This is a genomic window from Hallella seregens ATCC 51272 (assembly GCF_000518545.1).
Lineage (GTDB): Bacteria > Bacteroidota > Bacteroidia > Bacteroidales > Bacteroidaceae > Prevotella > Prevotella seregens.
Genome location: NZ_JADU01000001.1, coordinates 1 through 12,880 on the forward strand (window position 1 = coordinate 1; position 12,880 = coordinate 12,880).

Here is a 12,880-nt window from a genome sequence, read left to right on the forward strand (position 1 = left end):
TGCCTTGTGCCGATGGTCATTCGTTATTTTTGGTGGCTGTTGCGGCGGTGTCCCACCTCTTCCCATTCCGAACAGAGAAGTTAAGCCCGTCTGCGCCGATGGTACTGCAATGCAATGCGGGAGAGTAGGGAGCTGCCTGCTTTTTGGTTCCCCGTCCACAGGAAGTGTGGGCGGGGGACTTTTTTGGTGGGGGAGGAGGTGATAGGCAATTATAGGCGGGGATAGGTAATGATAGGAGGTAATAGGCAATTATAGGTTATGATAGGAGATGATAGGTAATTATAGGAAGTGATAGGTAATTATAGAGGTGATAAGCTATGATAGGGGGCGATAGGAACTTATAGGGGGCGATATGGATGTGTTTTTAGATAAGGATATATTAAAATGGGGAAATTGGCGTTCCTGATATATGGGTAGATTGAGAAGAAGTATCGTTTGGATCAGGCGTTGGAAGCACACGAGGGGATTTGGTGTGCAGTCACCATGGGCCTATCGTTTTATTCGTTATGTGATTAATGAGCACTATCCATATTATTCTTATGAAGATTTGAGGTTACGGTGGTTCAGGATAGATGTGCTGAGTCGGAAGATGGCTGAACTGCTTTTTCGTATTGCCAATGACAGACAGGCACGTCATTGGTATTTCTATGGCGAGGTTCCGGCATGTTGGGAGGACTATGTGCGAACTGCATGCAGTCATGCTGATGTTACAGTGATAGATGAGCAATGGACTCCGTATATTGGTGAGTTGGAAAAAGATTTTCACGGAAATGTGGTGGTGATCGACGCGGATGAAGCGGGAAAAACAGTGTATGATCGTTATGCAAGTCGTGCCCACGAGGGTTCTCTGCTTATCGTTCTCGACATCCATGACAATAAGCAAGCACTACGACGTTGGCGGAATATGAGGGATGATAAGCGAAGCGGCATCACTTTCGACTTATATTATTGCGGTTTGATATTCTTTGACCATCGTTTGATCAAGCAGGATTATATAGTCAATTTCTGAGGATGCAGCTACTGGGGTTGTTGGAGGAGTGCTTGCACATGTTTGCAGAAACGGCTGGAAAATGATGCTTTGTCTGTAGAAGCGGCTAAAAAAAAACACAAATTATTTGCAAATACAAATAATTTATTTATTTTTGCGCAACTATTCAGTAATATGTAAAACGAGAAAACTATGTATTGGACATTGGATTTGGCTTCGAAGCTCGAGGATGCTCCTTGGCCTGCAACTAAAGAAGAGTTGATAGATTACGCAGTACGTTCTGGTGCCCCGGCTGAAGTTTTGGAGAACTTACAGGAGATAGAAGACGAGGGCGATGTCTATGAGAGCATTGAGGACATCTGGCCCGATTATCCCACCAAGGACGATTTTCTTTGGAACGAAGACGAATATTAAGGTCTTGTGGTTGAGATACACAGGCTGTACGTCGGTCTTTTCATGCTGTAGTCGGAATGTTCCGACTTGGATGAAGATACCGGCGTACAGCCTTTTTCATGCAATAAAGTCACCGTAAGGCCGTTATTGAATCGTGTTTAAACGCTTTTGGATTATAATACTCTTGGTAGCAGCATCCTCACAGAGGATGTGGGCGCAGTATGACCCGTCTTTCAGTCATTATTTTGACATGGAGACTTCTTATAATCCCGCAGCGGCTGGCAAGCAGCCGAAGCTCAACGCCACCTTTGCTTACGCTCTCGATCTGGCCGGTTTTGAGCATAATCCGCAAACAGCTTATGCTTCAGCCGACATGCCCCTTTATGCCTTGAAGACGTATCACGGCGTGGGACTACAGTTCATGAATGACAAGCTGGGTCTCTTCACCCATCAAAAACTTGCCTTACAGTATGCGTTGAAGTTCAAGTTGATGGGTGGACAGATGAGCGTGGGGCTACAGGCCGGCATGCTCAATGAGAGTTTTGATGCGAACAAACTCGATGTAGAAGACTCCAGTGACCCCGCTTTCTCCACGGCATCGGGCAACTCGCTTGATTTGAGTGCCGGATTGTATTACACACACAAGGCCTGGTATGCCGGTGTCTCCGTGTTGCATGCCAACGCCCCTCTCGTGCATCTTGGCGAGACCAACCAGTTGCAGATCGACCGTACTTATTATTTAACAGGGGGATACAATATAAAGTTGCGCAACCCGTTTCTAACAATAAAGCCTTCGTTTCTGGTGCAAACGGACCTTGTGGTCTATCGTGCGAATGTCAACGCCCGGCTGATCTACACCAATGGAGACAGGGTGATGTATGGTGGTGTGGGTTACAGCCCCACCAATTCCGTCACCGTGATGGTGGGTGGCAGTTTCCACGGTATCATGCTGGGCTACAGTTACGAGGCCTATACCTCGGGCATCAATCCGGGCAACGGCAGTCACGAGCTTTTCGTGGGCTACCAACACGACATCAATTTAACGAAGAAAGGCCGCAACCTGCACAAGAGCGTCCGCATCTTATAGGCTTTTGTGCAGAAGAATGCGGGAGCGAAGCAAAGACAGAAAATTGAAATGACGAACCTTTCAAGCTATATGGGAAAGAAAACTATTGTGGCCCTCTGCCTGGCCGCCGTCGCAACGACGCTGACAGGCTGTTTCAGTGCCAAGTCGGCCTCTGCCTCCGGTCGAGGCGGCGAAGTGGTGGGCGTGAGTGGCAAAACCTTTACCGAACCCACACCTTACGGCATGACCCGCATCAATCGCGGCTATCTGAAGATGGGTCTGCAAGGACAGGACAGCCTTTGGGGCAAGAAGACTCCCGTGAAAGACATCTCCGTGGACGGTTTCTGGATGGATGAAACCGAAGTGACCAATTCACAATACAAGCAGTTTGTGATGTGGGTGCGCGACAGTATCCTGCGTACCCGGCTGGCCGATCCCTCTTACGGCGGCGACGAGTCGTACATGATTACCGAAGACAAGCATGGCGATCCTGTGAAGCCTCACCTCAACTGGAACAAGCGTTTGCCCCGCAAGCCCACCGAGGACGAGCAGCGCGCCATCGAAAGCCTCTATGTCACTAATCCCGTGACAGGCGAAAAACTCCTTGACTACAGCCAGATGAACTACCGATACGAGGTGTACGACTACGTGACGGCTGCACTGCGCCGCAACCGTCTCAACCCCGAGGAGCGCAATCTCAATACCGATATGGCAGCCGATCCCGATGAGACAGTCATGATTAGCAAGGACACCGCCTATATCGACGATAACGGACGCATTGTCAGCGAGACCATCAACCGCCCCCTGTCCGGCCCGTGGGACTTTCTCAATACGTACATTGTCAACATCTATCCCGACACCACATGTTGGGTTAACGATTTCCAAAACTCGGAAAACGAGACCTATCTTCGCAACTACTTCACCAATCCAGCCTACAACGACTATCCTGTCGTGGGCGTTACTTGGGAACAGGCCAACGCGTTCTGTGCCTGGCGCACCGATTATCTGCTGAAAGGACTGGGAGCCGAAGCCCGTTACATTCAGCGTTACCGACTGCCCACCGAGGCAGAGTGGGAGTATGCCGCCCGTGGCAAAGACCAGACGGAGTTCCCGTGGGAGAATGCCGACGTGGCCAATGGCAATGGTTGCTTCTATGCCAACTTCAAGCCAGACCGCGGCAATTACACCAAGGACGGCAACCTCATTTCCAGTAAGGTGGCCAGCTATTCGCCCAACACCAACGGCCTCTACGACATGGCCGGCAACGTGGCCGAGTGGACGAGTACCATCTATACCGAGGCGGGCGTCGATGCCATGAACGATCTCAACCCCCAGTTGGACTACAAAGCAGCCCGCGAAGACCCCTACAAGCTCAAGAAGAAGAGCGTTCGCGGAGGCTCTTGGAAAGACCCCGAGAGCTACATCCGCTCGGCTTGGCGCACGTGGGAGTATCAGAACCAGCCCCGTTCTTACATCGGATTCCGCTGTGTGCGCTCGCTGGCCAACTCCATCACCAGTAAACAGAAAAAGAGATAACCATCATGTCAAATTATAGCAAGTACAATCTGGTGTACCGTCTGCAGAAGTGGATGGACACCGTTGCCGGCCAAACTTTCCTCAACTATGCCTATAGCTGGGGTGCTTCGGTCGTGATTCTGGGTGCATTGTTCAAGCTCACGCATCTGGCCGGGGCCAATATCATGCTCTTCCTTGGCATGGGCACAGAGGTGTTGGTGTTCTTCATCTCTGCTTTCGACCGTCCTTTCGACAAGACGGCCGACGGGCGCGAGATGCCCACTCGCGTCACGGAGGAGTTCCTGGCCAGTGGCATCGTCTCTTATGGCAAGGGCGAAACGCCCGCTGCTCCCGACGAACAGCCCGCCCCTGCCGCAGTGGCCGTGCAGGTTGCCCAGCCTGTCGGTTCCGTACAGACGGCTGCACCTGCCTCGTCCGGAGCTGCCGCCCAGCCCAACTACGTGCCCCGGATGTCGGCCGAGGAGGCTGCCGTCCAGCCCAACTACGTGCCCCAGATGTCGGCCGAAGAGGCTGCCGCCCAGCCCAACTACGTGCCCCAGATGTCGGCCGAAGAGGCTACCGCCCTCAACGAGGCCCAGGGCAACTACGTCGACGAGCTCAAGGAATTGGTGGAAACGCTGAAGAAAGTCAATGAGCAGAGTGCCCGACTCACGCGCGACAGCGAGGAGATGGAGAACCTTAACCGCACGCTTACCGGCATCAGCAAGGTCTACGAGATGCAGCTTAAAGGAGCCAGCCAGCAGATAGGAACCATCGACCAGATTAACGACCAGACCCGCAAGATGGCCCAGCAGATAGAGCAACTCAACCAGATCTATGCCCGCATGATAGAGGCCATGACGGTGAACATGCACGTGGCGGCTCCCGGTGCCGCCCACACGGACGAATAAACGACAGACGACATGGCAATCAAGAAAAGACCGGTCAGCCCTCGCCAGAAGATGATCAACCTGATGTACATCGTCTTACTGGCCATGCTTGCACTGAACATCTCCACCGAGGTGCTCAACGGCTTTGCCGTGGTCGAGGAGAGTCTGAACCGCACAACGAATAATGCCTCGTCGGAGAACGAAGCGCTCTACGGCGACTTCAAGGACCAAATGGCCGCCAACCCTGCCAAGGTGCGGGCTTGGTTTGAGAAGGCCACCGCCGTGAAGGCCATGAGCGATTCGCTCTTCAATTTCGCCCAGGAACTGAAGGTGGCTATCGTCAGGGAGGCCGATGGTGCCGACGCCGACGTACACAACATTGAAAACATCGACAATGTCGATGCCGCCGGCACGGTGATGCTGGCTCCCGTCACTGGGCGGGGTGGCAGGCTCTACCGGGCCATCAACAGCTATCGTGAGCGCATTCTGCAATACATCACCGACCCCGAGCAGCGTCGTATCATCAGCAGCAACCTCTCTACCGCAGTTCCCCGTAAGGCCAACACGCTGGGCAAGAACTGGCAGGAGTACATGTTCGAGAATATGCCGGTGGCTGCCGCCGTCACCTTGCTGTCCAAATTGCAGAATGATGTGCGCCATGCCGAGGGCGACGTGCTCCATACACTCGTCTCCAACATCGACCTCAAAGACATTCGTGTGAACAAACTTTCGGCCTTTGTTGTGCCCGAGAAGACTACCCTTTATCCTGGCGAGCGCTTTACAGCCAACATTGTCATGGCAGCCATCGACACCACCAAGCAGCCCGAAATCTATGTCAACGGCTCGCGGGTGAACACCGCAGCAGGGCAGTACAGCTTCACAGCCGGCGGCGTGGGCGACCATCAGTTCGGCGGTTACATCCTCATGCGCAATGCCAACGGCGACGTGCTGCGCCGCGACTTCCTGCAGAAATACAGTGTCATTCCCGTACCCGGTGGCGCCACCGTGGCTGCCGACCTCATGAATGTGCTCTATGCGGGATACCGCAATCCCATCAGCGTCAGTGTGCCGGGCGTGCCCCAGAATGCCGTTTCGGTATCAATGTCGGGCGGAAGCCTCTCTGCAGCCGGTGCCGGCCGCTACGTGGCGGTGCCCTCGGCCGTGGGCCACGACGTCACATTCCACGTTTCTGCCCGCGACGGCGGCAAGCTGCGGTCGTTCCCGCCGTTCACGTTCAAGGTGCGCCGGCTGCCCGATCCCACGCCCTACATAGCGTTGGGCACCGACCGTTTCAAGGGCGGCAGTCTCGCCAAGGCCAGTCTCATGGGTGCCTCGACGCTCAGCGCGGCCATCGACGACGGCATCCTCGACATACAGTTCCAGGTCAGTAGCTTCTCCGCCGTGTTCTACGACAACATGGGCAATGCCGTGCAAATGGCCTCGTCGGGCGCTGGTTTCACCGACCGCATGCGGGAGCAGTTCCGTCGGCTCTCCCATGGCCGCCGGTTCTACATCACCGAGGTGAAGGCCGTGGGCCCCGACGGCATCAGCCGTACACTGCCTGGTGCGATGGAGGTGAAAGTGAAGTAGGGAGTGCCCGCTCCCCGGCAGACGGGAAGAGGGCCACGGAGTCAAACCATGATAGAAGAATTTAGAAACAACATGAAGAGAATATTTTTGATGCTTCTTGCCGTCGGCCTTGCGCTGGCTGCCACGGCGCAGCCCAAGGCCCGGCGCGAGCAGCAGCAGGCAACCGCCCAGAAGTCGAACAGGGACAACATGACCCTGCGCGCCCAGATTTCGTTCCCCACCGAGGCCCGGATGAGCGAAGACGTGGTGTGGAGGCGCGACGTCTACCGCGAACTCAGCCTCAACGACGATGCCAATGCCGGCCTTTACTATCCCGTGGAGCCGCTGGGCACGCAGATGAACCTGTTCACCTATATGTTCAAGCTCATCATGGCCGGGCCGCGCCACGGTGGCATTGCGGCCTACAGCTACGACGTGAACACGGGCAACGAGCGGTTCGATGAGTCGCTGCGCGTGAGTCCGCTGAAGTTCCTCGACGACTATCACGTCTATTACGAGCGCACCGACCGCGGCGTGCACATCGACGACAGCGACATTCCCTCGGCGCAAGTCAAGGGCTACTTCATCAAGGAGAGCACTTACTACGACCAGGCCACAGCCACTTTCCATACCAAGGTGCAGGCGCTCTGCCCCGTGATGTATCGTGAAGACGACTTTGGCGACGGCGTCACCAAGTATCCCTTGTTTTGGGTGCGCTATGCCGACCTGGCTCCTTTCCTTTCCAAGCAGACCATCATGACGAGCAACCTCAACAATGCCGCCACGATGAGCATCGACGACTACTTCACCATGAATGCCTACAAGGGCAAAATCTACAAGACCACCAACATGCTCGGCCAGACGCTGGCCCAGGTGGCCGGTAGCGACAGCGTGAAGCTCTCGCGTGAGCAGCAGCGCATCGAGCGCGAGATTGCGGCTTTCGAGAAAGGCATCTGGGGTGACCAGGCCCGCAAGGACTCGCTCGACTCCATCGCACGGCTCACGCCCCGCGACCTCAAGGCCATGAAGAAAGGCCGCCGCACCTCAACCGCCAAGACCGTCAAGCCCCGTACCCGTCGGGGCGGCACGCCGTCGGGTAGCAGCAATGCCCGCGTCACCGTACGTCGGCAGCGGCATTAACCATTATTTTTTCACCAATACCCATAACTACAATCATGAAAAAGTATCTATCCCTCCTCTTTCTGGCCGTGGCGCTGATGGTGTCCCGGTCGGCCGACGCCCAAGTCAAGTTCGGTCTCAAGGGCGGTCTCAACGTGTCCAAGATGAGCTTCAGTCAGGACGTGTTCGACGGCAACAACCGTGCCGGCTGGTTTGTTGGTCCCACGGTTAAGTTCACATTGCCTATCGTTGGCCTTAGCTTCGACGCTTCGGCCCTCTACGACCAGCGTTCGTCCAAGGTGCAGAACACGGATGCTGCCGGAGGTGAGACCACGGTGAAACAGCAGGAAATCAACATTCCCGTCAACCTGCGCTATGGCGTGGGACTGGGCTCTCTGGCCAACATCTTCCTCTTTGCCGGCCCGCAGTTCGGGTTCAATGTGGGCGATGAGGTGTTTTCTTGGACCAGCATGGGTAGCTACAAGAACACTTTCCAGTTCCAGAAGTCGAACCTAAGTGTCAACGTCGGCTTGGGTGTCACGCTGCGCAGCCACCTCCAGTTCTCGGCCAACTACAACATTGCCTGCAGCAAGACGGGTGAGGCCAAGGTGCTCAACACCGTTACAAACACCGTTACGTCGGTCTATAAAGGCCATACCAACTCGTGGCAGGTGGCGGTGGCATATTACTTTTAGCAATTCAAAATTCAGAATTTAAAATTCAAAATTGCCGTCCGGACTCGCTGTTCAGCCGTGATTCCGGGCGGCAATTTTTGATATTGAGCCTTGTATTGCAGTGCCGTGAGCGGTGATTCGTCTCAGAAGGCAATGTTGAAACTTGGCTGTTGGGCCTTGTCTCGTGAAAGCATCGTGCAGGAATTTCTTAAGATGGAAATGTAGAAACTTGGATAATAGGTCTTGTCTCGTAAGTCGAACACGCAGAAATCGTCCCGGATGGTAATTTTGAATTATGAATTTTGAATTATGAATTACGCAGACATTATTTTGCCCCTGCCTTTGGAAGGCACGTTCACCTATGCCGTCAGCGACGCTCTGGCGGGTCGTTGCGCCGTGGGTGTGCGCGTGCTTGTGCCCTTTGGCAAGAGCAAGACTTACGCTGCACTGATTGTCCGCGTACACTCCGAAGCCCCCCAGATGGCTGCCGACAAGCTGAAATCGGTGCTGGCCGTGCTCGACGACGCCCCCATCTTGCTGCCCCGACAGCTGCGCCTGTGGCAGTGGCTCTCCGCTTATTACATGGCCCCGTTGGGCGACATCTTCAAGGCCGCCCTGCCTTCGGGCCTCAAGGCCGATACCGGCTACCGGCCCAAGACCGAGACCTGCGTCACCCTTGGCCCCAAGTTTCGCACCGAGCCCGCCCTGCATGCCGCCCTCGGCATGCTGCGCAGGGCCCGCCGCCAGCAGGAAGTGTTCATGGCCTACTTGCAGTTGTCGCACTGGGACACGGCGTTTGCCGATGCGCCCGCATCCGTGAAACCCTGTACGCGCGAGGAGCTGATGAACGTTACGCACTGCACTTCGGCCATCGTTCGGCAGCTTGTAGACCACGGCTTGCTCCGGCTCTACGACCAGGAGGTGGGGCGCCTCAACGATGCCGGCGACCCCCATCTCGAGTATGTGAAGCCGCTGAGCGCCGCCCAGGGCGAGGCCTATGGCCGGTTGCTCGACCAGTGGCGGCAGAAAGACGTGGTGTTGCTCCACGGCGTCACCTCCAGCGGCAAGACCGAAATCTACATCCATCTCATCAGCCGCACCCTTGCCGAGGGCAAACAAGTGCTCTATCTGCTGCCCGAGATAGCCCTCACGGTGCAAATCATGCAGCGGCTGCAGCACGTGTTCGGCCGCCGTCTGGGCATCTACCATTCCCGGTACAGTGACGCCGAGCGTGTGGAAATTTGGAACAAGCAGCTCTCGGCCCAGCCCTACGACGTGGTTCTCGGGGCCCGCTCGGCCGTGTTCCTGCCCTTTCAGCGGCTGGGCCTTGTCATCATCGACGAGGAGCACGAGACCAGCTTCAAGCAGCAGGACCCCGCGCCCCGATACCATGCACGCAGCGCCGCCATCGTGCTGGCCGCCATGTATGGGGCCAAAACACTGCTGGGTACGGCCACGCCGTCGATGGAGAGCTACTACAATGCACAGACGGGAAAATACGGTCTTGTGACCCTCGCCACGCGTTATCAGGGCCTTGCCCTGCCCGAGGTACGGGTGGTCGACATCAAGGACCTGCGCCGCCGCCGCATGATGAGCGGCCCCTTTTCGCCCGCGCTGCTCCGCGCTATGCGCGAGGCCCTGGCCGCCGGCCGGCAGGTCATCCTCTTCCAAAACCGACGTGGCTTTGCCCCGATGATAGAGTGCAAGGTGTGCGGCTGGGTGCCGAAGTGCAAGAACTGCGACGTGTCGCTCACCTTCCACAAACGGCTCAACCTGCTCACCTGCCACTATTGCGGCTTCACCTATGCCGTGCCTACGGTGTGCCCCAACTGCGGCAACCCAGACCTTACGGGGCGGGGCTACGGCACGGAAAAGATAGAAGACCAGGTGGAGGCCCTGTTTCCCGAGGCCCGTGTGGGGCGCATGGACCTCGACACCACCCACACGCGCGGGGCCTACGAGCGCATCATCGCCGACTTTGGTCGGGGCAAGACCAACGTGCTCATCGGCACGCAGATGGTGACCAAGGGCCTCGACTTCGACCGGGTGGCCGTGGTGGGCATTCTCGATGCCGACTCCATGCTCAACTATCCCGACTTCCGGGCCTACGAGCATGCGTTCATGATGATGAGTCAGGTGAGTGGCCGCGCCGGCCGCAAGGACAGTCGCGGCCTCGTCATCTTGCAGACGCGGAGCCCGCAGCTGCCTGTGGTGCAGCAAGTGGTGCACAACGACTATGCCGCCCTCTACCGCGACCTGCTGGCCGAGCGCGAGCTCTTCCGCTATCCGCCGTTCTGCCATCTGGTCTATGTCTACCTGAAGCACAAGCAGGAGGGGCTGGTCGAGGCGGCGGCACAGGAGATGGGCGCCCTGTTGCGCCGCCACTTCGGCGAGCGGGTGCTGGGGCCCGACAAGCCGGCCGTGGCCCGGGTGAAGGCCATGAGCATCCGCAAGATAGTCATCAAGCTGGAAAACGGCGTCAGCCAGACCCAGGCGCGCGCCGCTCTGCGGCAGGTGCAGCAGCAGATGATGCAGCAGCCCGGTTACAAGTCGCTCACCATTTATTACGACGTCGACCCGCTTTAATCCCTTCCCCCGCTTTTTGTCGGTCAGCCCTTGGCTGTTTGGCCGCCGCGCCTCCACGGCTTTTTCGTCGTGCGGTGGCGGCTTTTTCGCGTGGCGTTTACGGTGTTTTCGCGATGCGTCCACGGCTTTTTCGCATGGCGTTTACGGGGTTTTTGTCGGGGGGTGCCGACCTTGCCGGCCGTCGGCCCGGCCCTTGCGGGGCTTCTCTCTCCTTTTGAATCCGCAGGGAGAAGCTCAAAAAAAGATTGCGACAGAGGCGCATGGTCTGTTGCCGCCTGTCGCAATGGGAGGGTAACAAGGTTGGAGTTTGTTGTGTTGTGGCCCGCGGGCCACGTGTCATGGCCTTAGAAGTCGATGTCCAGGCCCACGCCAAACACGTGGTTCGTGCGGGTATAGTCGGCCGTGTAGTTGCCTACGACTGTGGTCTCGCTGGTCTTCTCGTGTCCGTAGAGCGTGCAGAAATAGGCTGCGTTGACACTCATTTTCTTGGAGATGTGCAGCCGGACGCCGCCGCCGATGGAGTTGGAGCTGGTCACAAACGACCTGTCGGCCATGTACTCCGGCGTGAGTCCGTAGCTGGTGTTCTGCCATCCTGCGCTCACCGTCACCGTCTTGCTGGCGTCGAATTCTGCCCCGGCGTTCCACTCCATGGTGCCTCGAGAGAGCTTGTCCTCCCGGTGGCCGTAGGCCGTGGCCTGCTTGTCCCAGAAGTAATGGAAGCCTACATTGAGGCGCAGGGGGTCGATGGGGCTGTAGCCCACGCCGGCCGTGAGCAGGGCGGGAATGTCTGCTGCAATCTTCTTGCCGTCCTCATACTCGCCGATCGACTCGCCCAGCTTGGTGTCGAACTGCGTTTTCAGGGCCATCATGGTGTTGGCCACGGCGGGCGCGTTCAGCACGGCCGCGGCCGCAGCCTCGGACACACCGGCCTCCTTGAAGGCGGCCATCAGGTTGGCCGGCAGGTTGCCGATGCTCGGAGCCTGGTTCACCGACTCCGTCTTCAGGCGCATGCGCGTCTTGAATTCATACTTGGCGGCGAAGTTCCAACGGCCCAGTTTGTAGTCCACGCTTAGGATGGGGGTGAAGCCCACGCCCGTCTGGTCGCTGTTGAGTTCGATGTCGGCCGAGTTGGTTTTCGTGGGATCGAGCATGCGGTAGAGGGGCACCCGGCCCACCTTGATGTTTCTCACGTAGCCGTAGTAGTTGCTCATCGCATACACGCCGCGCACGCCTGCAAAGACGCTCAGCGAGGGATTGAAGCGGTAGGCTGCGCCGAGCGAGAGGCCGTAGTAGTACTGGCGGCCGCGCATGTAGCTGTCGAAGCTGTAGCTGCCCTTGCTGCCGAAGTGGGCGTCGTCCGTGAACAGGCGGGCCCCCATGGTCTGGTCGATGGCTCCGGCCAGGGCGCAGGCCCCCACGGCAGTCTCGCCTACAATCTTCTCGAACGAGCCCAGGCCGTCGTCGAAGGTGCACTTGCCGCCGCCGCCGCCCACGGCAAAGTTGCTCTGGAACGAGAATTTCTTCCAGTTGTAGGCAAACTGGAACGAGGGAAGCACGGGTGCAAAGGCCTTGCCTTGGAACTTGCGGCGGGTGGAGGCGTTGGCTGTGTTGTTGGCAAAGAGGGGATATTCGTTTTGGATGGTACGGGTCTGGAACACCAGCTGCCAGTTGATGGAGAGATGGGCTCCGGGATTCATAAAGGCGACGCCGGCGGGGTTGGAGTAGACGCCGTCGATGCCGATGGCTGCGTCACGCGAAAAATGGCGGTTGAAAGCCACGTTTTGGTTGGTGTTGGTGAGCAGACCGCCGGCCACAGCAGCCTGTGAAGCCGTTAAGGCAACGGCCATAACAGCTAATTTTAATCTTGTCATCTTAAAAACATTTAAATATATTGGTTGCAAAGGTACACCGATTGTTCTAAATGTCGGATAGTTTGTGGCTATATTTATAATACGTTAACACGATGTGTAGGCCTTCAAACGAGCGTCCATGCACCTTGTTATCGTTGGGGCATGAACGGTTGGCGAGGGCTGCACGCTCCCCGTTTTTCTCCTTTTCGGGGAAGCACCGGCGGTCCTTA

10 protein-coding genes and 1 rRNA gene are annotated in these 12,880 nt (G+C 57.0%); 10 read left to right on the forward strand and 1 reads right to left on the reverse strand.

Features of this window, described 5'->3' with window-relative positions; genetic code table 11:
• Positions 1–28: 28 nt before the first annotated feature.
• From rrf to priA, 10 genes are all read left to right on the forward strand, one after another.
• Positions 29–141: ribosomal RNA gene (gene rrf, locus L888_RS0100005) — 5S ribosomal RNA — on the forward strand.
• 448 nt (positions 142–589) lie between these two features.
• Entirely contained in the window at positions 590–1,009 is a 420-nt protein-coding gene (locus L888_RS0100010) for a hypothetical protein (RefSeq protein WP_156924962.1), read from the forward strand.
• A 171-nt stretch (positions 1,010–1,180) separates the two neighbouring features.
• The gene (locus tag L888_RS0100015) at positions 1,181–1,402 is read left to right on the forward strand and encodes a DUF2795 domain-containing protein (RefSeq protein WP_005844250.1); all 222 of its coding nucleotides are present in this window, start codon (positions 1,181–1,183) and stop codon (positions 1,400–1,402) included.
• Between the two features lie 133 nt (positions 1,403–1,535).
• Entirely contained in the window at positions 1,536–2,468 is a 933-nt protein-coding gene (locus tag L888_RS0100020; protein WP_027951394.1) for a PorP/SprF family type IX secretion system membrane protein, read from the forward strand.
• A 69-nt stretch (positions 2,469–2,537) separates the two neighbouring features.
• On the forward strand, positions 2,538–3,983 hold the full coding sequence (porK, locus tag L888_RS0100025; RefSeq protein ID WP_027951395.1) for a T9SS ring complex lipoprotein PorK/GldK: 1,446 nt from the start codon (positions 2,538–2,540) through the stop codon (positions 3,981–3,983).
• A 5-nt stretch (positions 3,984–3,988) separates the two neighbouring features.
• Positions 3,989–4,873 carry a type IX secretion system motor protein PorL/GldL gene (gene porL / locus L888_RS0100030; RefSeq protein WP_027951396.1) on the forward strand — a complete coding sequence of 295 codons (885 nt, stop codon included), beginning with the start codon at positions 3,989–3,991 and terminating at the stop codon, positions 4,871–4,873.
• Positions 4,874–4,885: 12 nt separating this feature from the next.
• The gene (gene porM / locus L888_RS0100035; protein WP_027951397.1) at positions 4,886–6,442 is read left to right on the forward strand and encodes a type IX secretion system motor protein PorM/GldM; all 1,557 of its coding nucleotides are present in this window, start codon (positions 4,886–4,888) and stop codon (positions 6,440–6,442) included.
• 72 nt (positions 6,443–6,514) lie between these two features.
• A complete protein-coding gene (porN, locus tag L888_RS0100040; protein ID WP_027951398.1) occupies positions 6,515–7,561 on the forward strand; it encodes a type IX secretion system ring subunit PorN/GldN in 1,047 nt (348 codons plus the stop codon).
• A gap of 35 nt (positions 7,562–7,596) precedes the next feature.
• Positions 7,597–8,235 (forward strand): porin family protein, encoded by a 639-nt coding sequence (locus L888_RS0100045; protein ID WP_027951399.1) that lies wholly within the window; start codon positions 7,597–7,599, stop codon positions 8,233–8,235.
• Positions 8,236–8,523: 288 nt separating this feature from the next.
• Positions 8,524–10,800: a replication restart helicase PriA gene (priA, locus tag L888_RS0100050; protein ID WP_027951400.1), complete on the forward strand. Its 2,277-nt coding sequence runs from the start codon at positions 8,524–8,526 to the stop codon at positions 10,798–10,800.
• Between the two features lie 344 nt (positions 10,801–11,144).
• On the opposite strand, the gene L888_RS0100055 is transcribed toward priA, so the two are convergent.
• A complete protein-coding gene (locus L888_RS0100055; RefSeq protein WP_027951401.1) occupies positions 11,145–12,671 on the reverse strand; it encodes an OmpP1/FadL family transporter in 1,527 nt (508 codons plus the stop codon).
• Positions 12,672–12,880 lie beyond the last annotated feature (209 nt).

Excerpts from the sequence above, each read along its gene's own strand:
- L888_RS0100010 (WP_156924962.1), top strand. The coding sequence starts at position 590 with ATGGCTGAACTGCTTTTTCGTATTGCCAATGACAGACAGGCACGTCAT.
- L888_RS0100015 (WP_005844250.1), top strand. The coding sequence starts at position 1,181 with ATGTATTGGACATTGGATTTGGCTTCGAAGCTCGAGGATGCTCCTTGG.
- porK (WP_027951395.1), top strand. The coding sequence starts at position 2,538 with ATGGGAAAGAAAACTATTGTGGCCCTCTGCCTGGCCGCCGTCGCAACG.
- porL (WP_027951396.1), top strand. The coding sequence starts at position 3,989 with ATGTCAAATTATAGCAAGTACAATCTGGTGTACCGTCTGCAGAAGTGG.
- porM (WP_027951397.1), top strand. The coding sequence starts at position 4,886 with ATGGCAATCAAGAAAAGACCGGTCAGCCCTCGCCAGAAGATGATCAAC.
- porN (WP_027951398.1), top strand. The coding sequence starts at position 6,515 with ATGAAGAGAATATTTTTGATGCTTCTTGCCGTCGGCCTTGCGCTGGCT.
- L888_RS0100045 (WP_027951399.1), top strand. The coding sequence starts at position 7,597 with ATGAAAAAGTATCTATCCCTCCTCTTTCTGGCCGTGGCGCTGATGGTG.
- priA (WP_027951400.1), top strand. The coding sequence starts at position 8,524 with ATGAATTACGCAGACATTATTTTGCCCCTGCCTTTGGAAGGCACGTTC.
- L888_RS0100055 (WP_027951401.1), bottom strand. The coding sequence starts at position 12,671 with ATGACAAGATTAAAATTAGCTGTTATGGCCGTTGCCTTAACGGCTTCA.